The sequence below is a fragment of the Allobosea robiniae genome, from assembly GCF_900102525.1.
GTDB lineage: Bacteria > Pseudomonadota > Alphaproteobacteria > Rhizobiales > Beijerinckiaceae > Allobosea > Allobosea robiniae.
This window is the reverse complement of record NZ_FNBZ01000001.1, coordinates 223380-237329: the sequence shown is the minus strand read 5'-3', so window position 1 is coordinate 237329 and position 13950 is coordinate 223380. Positions and strand designations below refer to the sequence as shown.

The following is a 13950-nucleotide window of genomic DNA, read 5'->3' as shown; positions in this document are numbered from 1 at the left end:
CAAGCTGGCAGTCCGGCAGGGCGCTTTTGAGTATCGAGCGGCCTGGCCCCGCGGTGGCTGCCGCAAAATCCTCTTGAGGACAAAAACATTTCAGGCTTAAAATAATTTCTCAAGCCGGATCGACCCGGCTCCCGGATGGAGGCGTCGATGCGTATCGCGGTCGTGGGCGGAGGGCCGGCGGGGCTCTATTTCGCGCTCCTGATGAAGCGGGATTGGCCGGAGCTGACGGTCGACGTCTTCGAGCGCAACCAGCCGGACGACACCTTCGGCTTCGGCGTGGTCTTCTCCGACCAGACGCTCGATACGTTCAAGATTGCGGATGCGCAGAGCTATGCCGCGATCCGAGACAATTTCGCCTACTGGGACGATATCGAGATCCACTTCAAGGGCGACACCTTCCGCGTGCCCGGCAACGGCTTCTGCGGCTGCTCGCGTCGCTCGCTCCTGATGCTGGTGCAGGCGAGGGCGCGCGAGCTCGGCGTCAACCTGCATTTCGGCAGCGAGATCGCCGATGCCGAGACATTGAAGCGCGATTACGACCTCGTCGTCGGCGCCGACGGCATCAACAGCCGCATCCGCGAGAACTGGCGCGAGCGCTTCCAGCCGCAGACCGACCTGCGCCCCAACCATTTCACCTGGATGGGCTCGACCCGTCCCTTCGACGCCTTCACCTTCTTCTTCAAGGAGACGGAGCACGGCGTCTTCATCGCCCATTGCTACCAGTACGAGGCCGGCCGCTCGACCTGGGTGCTGGAGACCGACCCCGAGACCTTCGCGAAGGCTGGCCTGGGCGCCATGGACGAGGCGCAGTCGGCAGCTTTCCTCGAAGGCGTCTTCGCCGAGGAACTGCAGGGCCACAGGTTGATCACCAACCGCTCGCTCTGGCGCAATTTCCCGATGATCCGCTGCCGTCATTGGGTGGTCGGAAATGTCGTGCTGATTGGTGACGCCAAGGCGACGGCGCATTTCTCGATCGGCTCAGGCACCAAGCTCGCGATGGAGGATGCCATCGCCCTGCACAGGGCGATGGGGCAGGCGAAGCTCGATGTCGCGGCCGGCCTGAAGCTGTTCGAGACGCAGCGCCGCGAGGAGGTCGAGAAGACCCAGCACGCGGCCGACGTCTCTCTGGTCTGGTTCGAGGAGCTCAAGCGCTTCTGGGATTTCGAGCCCCTGCGCTTCGCCTTCGGCCTGATGACCCGCTCCAAGGCAATCACCTATGACAATCTGGCGCTGCGGGCGCCGGACATGGTTGAGGCTGTCGACAAGCTCGTCGCCGACGGGCTCGGGGATCTGGCCAAGCGACGCAAGGACGGCGCGCCGGTGCCGCCGGCCTTTCAGCCGTTCAAGCTGCGCGAGATGCGGGTCGAGAATCGCATGACGCTCTCGCCGATGTGTCAGTACTCGGCGCAGGACGGCCTGCCTGATGATTGGCACCTGATGCATTACGGCTCCCGCGCCATCGGCGGCCCCGGCCTGATCTTCACCGAGATGACCTGCGTCGCGCCCGATGCGCGTATCACCCCCGGCTGCACCGGGCTCTGGAACGATGCGCAGGAAGCCGCCTGGAAGCGGATCGTCGACTTCGTCCACGCCCACTCGACGGCGAAGATCTGCCTGCAGCTCGGCCATGCCGGCCGGAAGGGCGCGACTAGGCTGATGTGGGAGGGCATGGACCGACCGCTGCCGGAAGGCGCCTGGCCGATCGTCTCGGCGTCGCCCTTGCCCTACTACCCGGAAAGCCAGGTGCCGCGCGAGATGACCCGCGCCGACATGGACCGGGTCAAGGCGGAATTTGTCGCGGCCGCCGGGCGCGGCGAACGGGCCGGCTTCGACATGCTGGAGCTGCACTGCGCCCATGGCTATCTGCTGGCGAGCTTCCTCTCGCCGCTGACCAACAAGCGCACCGACGAATACGGTGGCTCGGTCGAGAACCGCCTGCGCTATCCGCTGGAGGTCTTCCGGGCTCTGCGCGAGGCCTGGCCGCGCGAGAAGCCGATGTCGGTGCGCATCTCCGCTACGGACTGGGCCGAGGGCGGCCTCTCGGCGGCCGATTCCGTCGCCATTGCCGAGGCTTTCGCCACTGAGGGCTGTGACCTCGTCGACGTCTCGACCGGCCAGACCGCGCGGGAATCGCGGCCCATCTACGGCCGCATGTTCCAGACGCCGTTCTCGGACCGCATCCGCAACGAGGCTGAAGTCGCGACCATGTGCGTCGGCAACATCACGACAGCCGATCAGGTCAACACCATTATCGCAGCTGGCCGCGCTGACCTCGTAGCGCTCGGGCGGCCGCACCTCGCCGATCCGTCCTTCGTGCTGCGCGCTGCCGCCTGGTACGGCGTCGATACCGACCAGCCGGTGCAGTACGGGCCCGGCAAGGACCAGCTCATGCGCAACACGCCGCGGGAGCGCGAGGAACTCGAGACGCTGAAGCTGAAGGCCAAGCCCAGCCGCCACGCGCCGGTCATCGAGGCCTGAAACTCTATTTTGCGCCCTGCGAACGCCCGGAAGGTGAAACCTCCGGGATGGTCGGCGCCGTGGCAGGGCGCTCGCCGAACGGGCTGGCCGAAGGCGGGTTGCGCCGCAGCCGGAAGGCGAGATAGGCCGCAGCCGCCGCCGAGAGCAGGCCGAGATAGGCCAGCAGCCCGTTCGGCCCGACCGTCTGCATGAAGGCGGCGGCGACCAGGGGGCCGATCGCCGAGCCTGTCGCCCAGAGGAAGAGCAGTTGCGCCGAGAGGCCGAGCGCCCGTTCGCGGCCGAGCCGGAAATAGGCATGCGCGACGGCGACCGTGTAGATCGGCATCGCCCCCGCGCCGATCAGGGCGAAAAGCCCGAACAGCCAGAAGCGCGTATGAGGCACGGAGAGCCAGAGCACGACGCCGAGCGCCAGCGAGCAGAGCACGACCGAGACGGTGGCGGTCAGCATGATCTTGCGGCTCTCGACGCGGTCCGCCAGCAGCCCGAGCGGCCATTGCAGCACGAGCGCGCCGATCTGGATGCCGGCGGTCAGCAGGATCGCCCAGGCTTGGTCGAGGCCGATCAGGATGCCGTAGGCCGGTGCGATATTGGTCAGCGCGCCGCCCATCAGCCCGACATAGAGACAGCCGATCACCGAGGCCGGCGCGTATTGCCACATCGTGTTGAGCCGGACCGAGACGACCTCGCCCGATTCAGGTCCCTTGGCGCGGGTCATGCCGACCGGGATCAGTGCGATCGAGAAGGTCGCGCTCGCCAGCAGGAAGACATCGTGCGATTGCAGCGAGACATAGCCGACACCGATCTGCGAGCCGATCAGCGCCAGGCGGTTGAGGATCTGGTAGAAGCCGAACAGGCGCCCGCGCTGGCCGGCCTTGGCCTGGCCGCTGATCCAGCTCTCGATGCAGATCGCATGGCCGGCGCCGGCGAAGCCCATGCCGAGCCGTGAGATACCCCAGAAATCGAGCGATGTGAGCGCGAAGCTGATCGTCAGCACCGCCTGCAGCGCGGCGAAGACGCCGAAGGCGCGGATATGGCCGACACGGCGGATGAAGGCCGGGATGACGAAGCAGCCGGCGAGAAAGCCGACGGAATAGGCCGAGCCGACAAGGCCGATCAGCAGCGGCGCCTTCTGCTCCAGCGCCATCTTGAGCGGCACGACCGTGTTCACGATGGTCGAGGCGATCTGCAGGATCAGAGCGCCGCTGACGATTGCGCCGAGCGCTGCGACGGAACTCGTCCGGGGCTCGGCTGGCTGGCTCACGGCGGTCCCGGCCTCCGGCGCAGCGGCCACGGAATCCTGCGATTCCGGCGGCTGCAACTCCTGCGGTTGCGATGCTTGCGACATATCCGATTCGAAGGCCGGTTGGTGAGAAATAGGTTGGAATTGCAGCCTCGCCCGAAAAAATGGGCCAATCGGGGCAGGTCGCGAAAAAATCCCGTCTTTCTTCCTCCATCGTCCGGTCTCGATCGTGCCGTCTTCGCGTGGCCTTGGAGGCGCGCGCCGGGCCCTGTGCCGCCGCGCGCGAACCGCGAAAAATTATCGATCCGGTTCACCGGCGATTAACCAAGGCGGCGCCTTATCGATACGGAACGAAGTTTGGGTTCTCCCGGCATGTCCTGTCACACCGCGATGCGCACCGCGCCTCCCTCGGTCGAGGCGCGTGCGGCCGTGCTGTGCCTGCGGCCGCCGGGCGTGGCGTAAGCGTATCGAGAGTGCGGCGGATGACGTATGCGACCTATGTGCGGGAAGGTGGCGCGCCCTATGTGCGGCCGCGTCGTCGCCGCAGGCCCTTGCTGAAGGGGCTTCTCCTCGCGCTCGCCCTGAGCGGCGGCGCCATGTCCGGATTCTGGATGCTGGGGCAGGGCGCGCCCGGCCCCGATGCGGAGAAGATGCCCGCCGCAATCGCCCACAAGGGATCGGCCGGTCATGTCGCGCAGCAGCCGGCGGCCTATAGCGGCCTGCTCGATCCCTCCCTGTCGGGCGGCAAGGGTACGTCCTTCGTCCAGGGCGCTCCCGTCCGCTCCGCGTTCCAGCCGGCGGCCCCGGTGCCGCCATCCTCGTCGCTCGCGGCTGTCGCTCCCGCGGAGCCCGCCTTGCCGCTGCCGCCGCAGCCTCCGGTCACGCTGGCGGAGAAGGCCGCTCCCATGCCGGTGCCGCGCCCCTTGGATCTGCTGCCGAAGGCCGGTCCGCAGCAGCTCCAGCCGCAACAAGCCCAGCCGCGCGTCGCCCAGCCGACGACGTCGCGTCGCAACCGGACTGCCGCCGCAGCGCCGACGCCAGGGGACAACCGCAGCTTCTTCGAGAAGCTCTTCGGCGTGCAGAAGCAGCAGGAGCCGGCCGGGACCGTGCTCGCCTATGCAGCGCCGCAGGACGACATCATCGATCGTGGCCGCATCACCCGTCTCAGCCCCTCGGCCGGCACCCCCACGCGCACCGCCGAGGCCGGCACCGCGATCTACGATATCGCGGCCAAGATGGTCTATCTGCCGAATGGCGAGCGACTGGAGGCTCATTCAGGCCTCGGCGAGATGATGGACGACGTCCGCTACGCCCATGTCCGGATGAAGGGCGTCACCCCGCCGCACACCTATACCTTGACCGAGCGCGAGGCACTGTTCCACGGCGTGCGCGCCATTCGCCTGAACCCGGTCGGCGGCAGCGGCGCGATCCACGGCCGGGCCGGGCTGCTCGCCCATACCTATCTGCTCGGCCCGCGCGGCGACTCGAACGGCTGTATTTCCTTCAAGGATTACGATCGCTTCCTGCAGGCCTTCCTGCGCGGCGAGATCAAGCGCATCGTTGTGGTGGCGAGCCTCTGAGCGCAGGCGACTGCGCTAAGGCCGCTGCTGACGATTTGCCGTCCGCAACGCGATCCCGGTCGCGGTCAGAACGCAGCCCAGGAAGAAGGGCGGGACGAAGACCATAAGGGCTTCGGTATCCTCCCAGCGAAAGCGGAAGCGGGAGAGGCTGCAGCCGCCCGAATGCAGGCCGCAGGCGAAGAGGTTCAACGCGACCCAGCCCGCGAAGGCGACGAGGCAGAGAACCGCCCCGCCTCCGATCAGAAGCCAGCTCGCGCGCCGCATTCAGGCTTCTCCGTGAGGCGCGGCGCGGTTAGCCGCGCGCCGCCTTCGGCGTCTTCTTCTCCGTCGCGTTCGGCTCGGCCGCTTTCTTGGCCGCCGTCTTGGCCGCAGTCTTCTTGGCAGGCGCCTTCTTTGCAGCCGCCTTCTTGGCCGGAGCCTTGGCCTTGGCTGCACCGCTGGCGGCCTTCGGCTTACCCTTGCCGCCCTTCGCCTCGGCCTTGGCGTTCGCCAGTTCGATCGCCTGTTCCAGCGTGATGCTCTCCGCGGTCATCGTCTTGGGCAGGGTCGCGAAGATCTTGCCCCAGGCGACATAGGGGCCGTATTTGCCGGCCTTGACCTCCAGCGCCCCGCCGGCGGGATGGTCACCCAGCGCCCGGCCCGGCGTTGCCGCCCGGCCGCCGCGCCCACCGCCGGCCTCCTTGGCGACGATCAGGTCGATGGCGCGGTTGGCGCCAAGCTCGAGCACGTCGTCGTCCTTGTCGATATTGGCGTAGACCTTGCCGTGCTGGACATAAGGCCCGAAGCGCCCGATGCCGACGAGGATCGGCTCGCCGCTCTCGGGATGCCGGGCGACTTCGCGCGGCAGGGAGAGGAGCGCCAACGCCTTCTCCAGCGTGACGCTCGACGGGCTCATGCCCTTGGGCAGGCTGGAGCGCTTGGGCTTCTCGCCCTCGCCGAGCTGGATATAGGGGCCGAAGCGGCCGTCGCGCAGCGTGACTTCGAGGTTCGTCACCGGATCGGTGCCGAGGATGCGCACGCCGGGCGTGCCCTGGCCGCCCTCGGCCGAGGCCTCGCCATCGGCGGCCGGGACGGAGAGGGGCCGCGTATAGCGGCATTCCGGGTAGTTCGAGCAACCGACGAAGGCGCCGAACTTGCCGAGCTTGAGCGAAAGCTGGCCGTTGCCGCAGGTCGGGCAGACCCGCGGATCGGAGCCGTCGGCCTTCTTCGGGAAGATGTACTCGCCGAGGATGCCGTTCAGCGCTTCCAGCACATCGCCGACGCGCAGGTCCTTGGTCTCGCCGATCGAGGCCTGGAACTCGTCCCAGAACGCGCGCAGCAGCGCCTTCCAGTCGACTTCGGCGTTCGAAACGCGGTCGAGGTTCTCCTCGAGATTCGCGGTGAAGTCGAACTCGACATAGCGCTTGAAGAAACTCTCCAGGAACGCCGTGACCAGCATGCCCTTGTCCTCGGGCACGAGGCGCTTCTTCTCGATGCGGACATATTCGCGGTCGCGCAAAGTCGAGAGCGTTGCGGCATAGGTCGAGGGCCGGCCGATGCCGAGCTCTTCCATGCGCTTGACCAGGCTCGCTTCCGAGAAGCGCGGCGGCGGCTCCGTGAAATGCTGGTCGGCGGCGATGTCGCGCTTCTCCAGCGGGTCGCCGGCCTTCATCGCCGGCAGCTTCTTGGAGTCCTCGTCTTCCTCGTCGTCGCGGCTTTCCTGATAGAGCGTCAGGAAGCCGTCGAAGAGCACGACCTGCCCGGAGGCGCGCAATTCTAGGTTGCGGGCGCCGACCTTGGCCGCGATGTCGACCGTCGTGCGCTCCATCTCGGCCGATTCCATCTGGCTCGCGATGGTGCGCTTCCAGATCAGTTCGTAGAGCTTGGCCTGCTCGGGTTCGAGCTGGCGCGCGACCATGGCCGGCAGGCGGCCGAGATCGGTCGGGCGGATGGCCTCGTGGGCCTCCTGCGCGTTCTTGGCCTTGACCATGTATTTGCGCGGCGCGTTCGGCACGTATTTGGCGCCGAACTCCTTGCCGATGACGTTGCGCGCCGCGGTGATCGCCGAGGGGTCCATGTCGACGCCGTCGGTACGCATATAGGTGATGAGGCCGACGGTCTCGCCGCCGATATCGACGCCTTCATAGAGCCGCTGGGCGAGCTGCATCGTCCGCGCCGGGGCGAGGCCGAGCTTGCGCGAGGCTTCCTGCTGCAGCGTCGAGGTCTGGAACGGCGGTTGCGGATGGCGCTTGACCGGCTTGGCTTCGACCTCGCTGACGGCGAAAAGCGCGGTTTCCAGTGCCGCCTTGAAGGCCTTGGCCTCGGCTTCGTTGCCGATATCGAGCCGGGTGATCTTCTTGCCGTCGGCGCCGACGAGCCGGGCTTCGAAAGTCTGGCCGGATGCGGTCGCGAGTGTCGCCACCAACGACCAGTATTCGCGGGCCCGGAAGGCCTCGATCTCGCGCTCGCGGTCGCATACTAGGCGCAGCGCCACCGACTGCACGCGGCCGGCCGAGCGCGCGCCCGGGAGCTTGCGCCACAGCACCGGGGAGAGCGTGAACCCGACGAGATAGTCGAGCGCGCGGCGCGCCAGATAGGCATCGACCAGCGCCTGGTCGATCTGGCGCGGATTGGCCAGCGCCTTCTGCACGGCGTCCTTGGTGACGGCGTTGAAGGTGACGCGCTCGACGGGAATGCCTTTCAGCACCTTCTTCTGGTTCAGCGCCTCCAGCACATGCCAGGAGATGGCCTCGCCCTCGCGATCCGGGTCGGTGGCGAGGATCAGCTTCTCGGCGCCCTTCACGGCGCGCGCGATCTCGGCGACCTGCTTGGCACCGCGGCCCTCGATCTCCCATTTCATGGAGAAGTCATTGTCGGGCTCGACCGAGCCATCCTTGGCCGGCAGGTCACGGATATGCCCGAACGAGGCGATGACCTCGTAATCGGAGCCGAGATATTTGTTGATCGTCTTGGCCTTGGCCGGCGACTCGACGACGAGGAGCTTCATGATTTTCGTGTCTCGATAACAGCCTTGATCAGAGCGCGGAACCGGCCGTAACGGACGGTCCCGCGACCCGCAAGACCGCTGCGGTTCGGAAGATGCGCGCGAAAGTGGTTCAGCGCGCCGGCTCTGTCAAACCCCGAATGGATGACAACGACGATCGCCGGCCCGCTGATGCAGCGGTGAGACATGGGGGCGATCGCCGGCTTTGCAAGCGGGGCGTCAGCCCCGCGCCGCCACCAGCCGGTCGATGAAGCCGTCGGTCTGGGCGCCGTTGATCCAGCGCAGCACCGCGACGACGTCCTGCTCCGGATCGACCCAGATCACGTTGCTGCCGGCGCCCAGCGCCGAGAAGGACGCGGCCGGCACGCCGGGGCGCGCCGCCAGCCACCAGAGGTAGCCGTAATTGGCCAGGGTGGGCGAGGGCGTCAGCATGCGCCTGACCCAGTCGCGCGACAGGATCTGCCGGCCGCCCCAGTCGCCCTCGCGGCCGATCAGCAGGCCGAAGCGGGCATGGTCGCGCGCGCCGATGAACAGCCCGCCGCCCCAATGGCCGCCGCCCGGCACCGACTGGATCGAGCGTCCGTCGATATCCGTGAACGAGGTGCTGTAGCCCTCCCAGCGCCAGTCCGGCGAGGCGCCGATCGGGTCCATGACCCGCTCGCGCAGCACCTCCGGCAACGGGCGGCGGAAGCGCTCCAGCAGCGCATAGCTGAGGACGTTCACGCGCACGTCATTATATTCGTAGAACGAGCCCGGCGTCTTGAGTTCGCGGCGCTGGCCCTTGCGGCTGTTGTCGGCGCCGGGGCCGATCTGGCGGTTATGGTCGACCTGGTCGGACTTGCCGAAGATCTCGCCCTGCCACTCGCTCGATTGCTGCAGCAGGTGCCGCCAGGTGATCTGGCCGTTATGGGCGCCGGCGAAGACCGGGCCGGCGACCGTCGCACCGACCGGCTCCTCGACATCCTTGATCAGTCCATCATCGAAGGCGATGCCGGCGAGCACAGCGAGATAGCTCTTGGCGATCGAGAAGGTCATGTCGGTGCGGGCGGTGTCGCCCCATTCGGCGACAATGCGCCCGCTCTTCAGGATCAGCCCTGCCGGGCCGCCGCGCTCGCGCACCGGGCCGACGATCTCGGTCCAGGGGCCGCGCTCGTTCCACTCGACATTCCCGACATAGCTGCCATCCGGATAGTACAGGCTGCGCGGCCAGGGGCTCTCCTGCTCGCGGGCGAACTCGACCGCGGCCTTCAGCCTCTCCGGGTCGAAGCCGGCCTCGGCGGGCGCGATCGTCTGCCAGAGGGCCCCATTGGGGGCGGGAACGAAGGCGTCGGTCGGGCTGGACAAGGCGGTATCCTCACACGGCGGAAAACCCGATTGGTAGCGCCGTTTCCGCGAAAGCTCCAAGACCCGCAAGACAACACCCACAGGACATGTGTCCTCCCAGCCGGGAGGAGCTTGCGCCGCACCCGACTCGCGCCTAAACAGCCTGCTTCAAATGACATCGCCAGCACCGCTCTATCCGCACCGCCATCTCCTCGGGATCGAGGGGTTGTCCCATCTGGACATCGAGGCGCTGTTGGACAGGGCCGAGGACTATGTCGCGCTCTCCCGCCAGGTCGAGAAGAAGGCGGCGACCTTGCGCGGCCGCACCCAGATCAACCTGTTCTTCGAGCCCTCGACCCGGACGCAGGCCTCCTTCGAGCTGGCCGGCAAGCGCCTCGGCGCCGATGTCATGAACATGTCCGTCGCCTCTTCTTCGGTGAAGAAGGGCGAGACGCTGATCGACACCGCCGCGACGCTCAACGCCATGCGGCCGGACATCATCGTCGTGCGTCACCATGCGGCCGGCGCGGTCAACCTGCTCGCCCGCAAGGTTGGATGCTCGGTGGTCAATGCCGGCGACGGCGCCCATGAGCATCCGACGCAGGCGCTGCTCGACGCATTGACCATCCGCCGCAACAAGGGCCGCATCCAGGGCCTGACGGTGGCGATCTGCGGCGACATCCTGCATTCGCGCGTCGCCCGCTCCAACATCATCCTGCTCAATGCGCTGGGCGCGAAAGTCCGGCTGATCGCGCCGACGACGCTGCTGCCGGTTGGCATCGAGCGCATGGGCGTCGAAATCTTCACCGATATGAACAAGGGGCTGGAGGGCGCCGACATCGTGATGATGCTGCGCCTCCAGCTCGAGCGCATGCATGGCGCCTTCGTGCCCTCGCCGAAGGAGTATTTCCGCTATTACGGGCTCGATCACGAGAAGCTGGAGCGCGCTCAAGCTGACGCGCTGGTGATGCATCCGGGCCCAATGAATCGTGGCGTCGAGATTTCTTCTGCGGTCGCCGACGGCGCCCAGTCGCTGATCCGCGAGCAGGTCGAGATGGGGGTCGCCGTCCGCATGGCCGTGCTCGACGCGCTGGCCCAGCATCTGCCGAATGCGTAAGCGTAAAGAGAGCGGACATGGCTGACACGCAGGACATCGCGACGCGGGACTTGGCGATCGTCAACGCTCGCCTGATCGACCCCGCAACCGGTCGCGAAGAAGCGGGCTCCGTCCTGCTCCGCAACGGCATGATCGCTGCGGTCGAATGGCAGGGCGCCCCCGCTACGGGCGAGGGCGTGCGCCGCATCGATGCGAAGGGCCAGGTGCTGACGCCCGGCCTTGTCGACCTCCGCGCCTTTCTGGGCGAGCCTGGCGCCGAATTCCGCGAGACGCTCGGTACCGGCTCACAGGCCGCGGCCGCCGGCGGCGTCACCACGGTCGTCTGCCGCCCGGATACCAATCCGCCGATCGACGACCCCGCGATCATCGATTTCGTCAAGCGCCGCGCCCGCGACAAGGCCGTCGTCAACGTCCTCTCCTGTGCCGCCCTGACCAAGGGCCTGCATGGCCAGGAGATCACCGAGTTCGGCCTGCTGCTGGAAGCCGGCGCGGTCGCCTTCTGCGACGGCGCCAGGGGCCTGCGCAATCCGCAGGTCATGCGCCGGGCCATGATCTATGCCCGGAATTTCGACGCCCTGATCATGAACCATGTCGAGGACCCCGAGCTGCGCGGCTCGGGCGTGATGAACGAGGGCGAGTTCGCCAGCCGCAAGGGCCTGCCGGGCATACCCGTAGAGGCCGAGACGGTGATGCTGGAGCGCGACATCCGCCTCGCTCGCGCGAGCGGCGCCCGCTACCACGCCGCGATGATCTCCTGCGCGGAATCGGCCGAGCTGGTGCGTCGTGCCAAGCAGGACGGCGTGCGCGTCACCTGCGGGGTCTCGATCAACAACCTCACCCTCAACGAGAACGACGTCGGCGAGTACCGCACCTTCTGCAAGGTCACGCCGCCGCTGCGCCACGAGGACGACCGCCTCGCGATGGTCGCGGCGCTGGCCGAGGGCGTGATCGACGTCGTCGTCTCCGATCACGATCCCCAGGACGTCGAGACCAAGCGCCAGCCCTTCGCCGAATGCGCCGACGGCGCGCTCGGCATCGAGACCATGCTCTCGGCTGCCCAGCGCATGGTCCAGGCCGGGCAGATCGGCCTGCCGCAATTGCTCGCCGCCTTGTCGGCGCGGCCGGCCGCCTTGCTCGGGCTCTCCGCCGGCAGGCTCGCTGTCGGGGCGCCCGCCGACCTCGTTCTGTTCGATCCCGAGGCGCCCTTCGTCGTCGACAAGCGCAAGCTCAAGTCCCGCGCCAAGAACTCGCCCTTCGACGAGGCACGGCTGGAGGGCATCGTGCAGGCGACCTTCGTCGGCGGCCGGGTGGTCTACGAAGCCGAGCCGGGCTAGGCTACCTGCGAACCGGGGGAACGGGCGGCATGACGGATGTTCTGAACTGGGGCCTCTCCGGCTCCGCCACGCTGATCGCCCTCGTCGTCGGCTATCTCTTCGGCTCGATCCCCTTCGGCATCATCCTGACCAGGCTCGCCGGTGGCCCGGACCTGCGTAGCATCGGCTCCGGCAATATCGGCGCGACCAATGTGCTGCGCACCGGCAACAAGAAGCTCGCGGCGGCCACTCTCGTCGGCGACATGCTGAAGGGCACGGTGGCTGTCCTGGTCGGCGCGCGCTTCCTCGGCGGCCCCGAGGCCGCGCTGGCGGCCGGCGCCGGCGCCTTCCTCGGGCATCTCTTCCCGGTCTGGCTGGGCTTCAAGGGCGGCAAGGGCGTCGCGACCTATCTTGGCGTGCTGATCGGCGTGAAGGCTTCGATCGCGCTGGTCTTCGCAGCGATCTGGCTGAGCCTGGCCTATCTGTTCCGCTATTCCTCTCTCTCGGCTCTGGTCGCGAGCGTGTTGACGCCGCTCCTGCTCTGGTTCTGGGTCGGGATGCCGAAGGCGGCGCTCGTCATGGCCGGGCTCACCGTCCTACTCTGGATCATGCACCGGGAGAACATCGCCCGGCTATTGGCCGGACGCGAAGGCAAGATCGGCCAGAAGGGCTGACAGGGGCATGGCTGGGATCGTCCTCTCCGATCGCCAGCGTTTCGATTGGTTGCGGTTGATCCGCAGCGAGAGCATCGGCCCGCGCAGCTTCCGCACCCTAATGAACCGTTGCGGCGGCGCGGCCGCGGCACTCGATGCGCTGCCCGACCTCGCCCGGCAGGCGGGCCGCACGATCCGCATCTGCCCGGCAAGCGAGGCCGAGCGCGAATTCGAGGGACTGTTGCGCCTCGGCGGCCGCTTTATCGCGCTCGGCGAAGCCGGATATCCCGTCCCGCTGCAGGCGATCGATTCGGCCCCGCCCTTGCTGGCGGTGCTCGGGCGCGGCGACATCCTGCAACGCCCTGGCGTGGCCATGGTCGGTTCGCGCAACGCCTCGGCCGCGGGGATGAAGTTCACGGCGCGGCTCGCCCGCGAACTCGGCGAGGCCGATTTCTCCGTGGTCTCGGGGTTGGCGCGCGGCATCGATACGGCAGCCCATGAGGCTAGCCTCGAAACCGGCACCGTCGCCGTGCTCGCCGGCGGGCTCGACGAGATCTACCCGCCGCAGAACATTCCGCTCGCCCGCCGCATCCTGGAGCGCGGCGCGCTGATCAGCGAGATGCCGCTCGGCTGGGTCGCGCGGGCGCGCGACTTCCCCCGCCGCAACCGCCTGGTCTCGGGGCTGTCGCTCGGCACGGTCGTGGTCGAGGCGGCGCGCCGTTCGGGCTCCCTGATCACCGCGCGCTTCGCCAACGAGCAGGGCAGGCTGGTCTTCGCCGTTCCGGGCTCGCCGCTCGATCCGCGCGCCGAGGGCGGCAACCACCTGATCCGGGAAGGGGCGACGCTCTGCGCCGAGGCGGCCCATGTCATCGAAGCGCTTCAGCCCTTGCGCCAGCGCGAGCTCGACCTGTCCTTCCCGGTGCAAGCCATGCGCGAGGTCATCGGAGAGCCCGCCTCCGAGGCGATGTGGGACGAACTCGACCTGCCCGAGATCATGCCGGCGCCCGGCTATGCCCGGCATGAAGACGGCTTCGAGCCGGAGCCACCGTCATCATTGCAGGCGAAGGGCGATCCCGATTCCGGCCGGCTCGTGCTCGATCTTCTCGGCCCCACTCCGATCGGACTTGACGATCTCGTCCGTGCCAGCGGGCTTGCGGCCCGCGAGATCGGTCATATCCTCGTCGAGCTGGAGCTCTCGGGAACGATACGGCGCCACCCCGGCGGGGCATTGTCGCGCAACCTGCCCTGAACCGGCCCGGCCGG

Annotated in this window: 10 protein-coding genes; 6 read left to right on the top strand and 4 right to left on the bottom strand. The window is 67.9% G+C overall.

Features of this window, described 5'->3' with window-relative positions; all coding sequences use genetic code 11:
• Positions 1 to 147 precede the first annotated feature (147 nt).
• Positions 148 to 2478, top strand: coding sequence for a bifunctional salicylyl-CoA 5-hydroxylase/oxidoreductase (locus BLQ70_RS01025; RefSeq protein WP_091856122.1), 2331 nt, complete (start codon positions 148 to 150; stop codon positions 2476 to 2478).
• Positions 2479 to 2482: 4 nt separating this feature from the next.
• On the opposite strand, the gene BLQ70_RS01020 is transcribed toward BLQ70_RS01025, so the two are convergent.
• Positions 2483 to 3739, bottom strand: coding sequence for an MFS transporter (locus BLQ70_RS01020; protein WP_162260047.1), 1257 nt, complete (start codon positions 3737 to 3739; stop codon positions 2483 to 2485).
• Positions 3740 to 4200: 461 nt separating this feature from the next.
• On the opposite strand from BLQ70_RS01020, the gene BLQ70_RS01015 reads away from it, so the two are divergent.
• Complete coding sequence (locus tag BLQ70_RS01015) at positions 4201 to 5298, top strand: DUF2778 domain-containing protein (protein WP_091855466.1); 1098 nt, start codon at positions 4201 to 4203, stop codon at positions 5296 to 5298.
• Positions 5299 to 5313: 15 nt separating this feature from the next.
• On the opposite strand, the gene BLQ70_RS01010 is transcribed toward BLQ70_RS01015, so the two are convergent.
• The 3 genes from BLQ70_RS01010 to BLQ70_RS01000 form a co-directional block, all read right to left on the bottom strand.
• Complete coding sequence (locus BLQ70_RS01010; RefSeq protein ID WP_091855465.1) at positions 5314 to 5562, bottom strand: hypothetical protein; 249 nt, start codon at positions 5560 to 5562, stop codon at positions 5314 to 5316.
• Between the two features lie 28 nt (positions 5563 to 5590).
• On the bottom strand, positions 5591 to 8284 hold the full coding sequence (gene topA / locus BLQ70_RS01005; protein WP_091855464.1) for a type I DNA topoisomerase: 2694 nt from the start codon (positions 8282 to 8284) through the stop codon (positions 5591 to 5593).
• A gap of 216 nt (positions 8285 to 8500) precedes the next feature.
• Positions 8501 to 9625, bottom strand: coding sequence for a serine hydrolase domain-containing protein (locus BLQ70_RS01000; RefSeq protein ID WP_244511865.1), 1125 nt, complete (start codon positions 9623 to 9625; stop codon positions 8501 to 8503).
• Positions 9626 to 9776: 151 nt separating this feature from the next.
• On the opposite strand from BLQ70_RS01000, the gene BLQ70_RS00995 reads away from it, so the two are divergent.
• Genes BLQ70_RS00995 through dprA form a run of 4 tightly spaced genes read left to right on the top strand, consistent with a single transcriptional unit; the run spans position 9777 to position 13936 of the window.
• Positions 9777 to 10721, top strand: a complete 945-nt coding sequence (locus BLQ70_RS00995) for an aspartate carbamoyltransferase catalytic subunit (protein WP_091855463.1) — start codon at positions 9777 to 9779, stop codon at positions 10719 to 10721.
• 17 nt (positions 10722 to 10738) lie between these two features.
• Positions 10739 to 12055 carry a dihydroorotase gene (gene pyrC, locus BLQ70_RS00990; RefSeq protein ID WP_061963854.1) on the top strand — a complete coding sequence of 439 codons (1317 nt, stop codon included), beginning with the start codon at positions 10739 to 10741 and terminating at the stop codon, positions 12053 to 12055.
• 29 nt (positions 12056 to 12084) lie between these two features.
• Positions 12085 to 12708 (top strand): glycerol-3-phosphate 1-O-acyltransferase PlsY, encoded by a 624-nt coding sequence (gene plsY, locus BLQ70_RS00985; protein ID WP_061963852.1) that lies wholly within the window; start codon positions 12085 to 12087, stop codon positions 12706 to 12708.
• Positions 12709 to 12724: 16 nt separating this feature from the next.
• Positions 12725 to 13936: a DNA-processing protein DprA gene (gene dprA / locus BLQ70_RS00980; protein WP_091856120.1), complete on the top strand. Its 1212-nt coding sequence runs from the start codon at positions 12725 to 12727 to the stop codon at positions 13934 to 13936.
• Positions 13937 to 13950 lie beyond the last annotated feature (14 nt).

Bases quoted from the DNA above. Each gene is read 5' to 3' on its own strand.
- BLQ70_RS01025 (WP_091856122.1), top strand. From the start codon at position 148: ATGCGTATCGCGGTCGTGGGCGGAGGGCCGGCGGGGCTCTATTTCGCG.
- BLQ70_RS01015 (WP_091855466.1), top strand. From the start codon at position 4,201: ATGACGTATGCGACCTATGTGCGGGAAGGTGGCGCGCCCTATGTGCGG.
- BLQ70_RS01010 (WP_091855465.1), bottom strand. From the start codon at position 5,562: ATGCGGCGCGCGAGCTGGCTTCTGATCGGAGGCGGGGCGGTTCTCTGC.
- topA (WP_091855464.1), bottom strand. From the start codon at position 8,284: ATGAAGCTCCTCGTCGTCGAGTCGCCGGCCAAGGCCAAGACGATCAAC.
- BLQ70_RS00995 (WP_091855463.1), top strand. From the start codon at position 9,777: ATGACATCGCCAGCACCGCTCTATCCGCACCGCCATCTCCTCGGGATC.
- pyrC (WP_061963854.1), top strand. From the start codon at position 10,739: ATGGCTGACACGCAGGACATCGCGACGCGGGACTTGGCGATCGTCAAC.
- plsY (WP_061963852.1), top strand. From the start codon at position 12,085: ATGACGGATGTTCTGAACTGGGGCCTCTCCGGCTCCGCCACGCTGATC.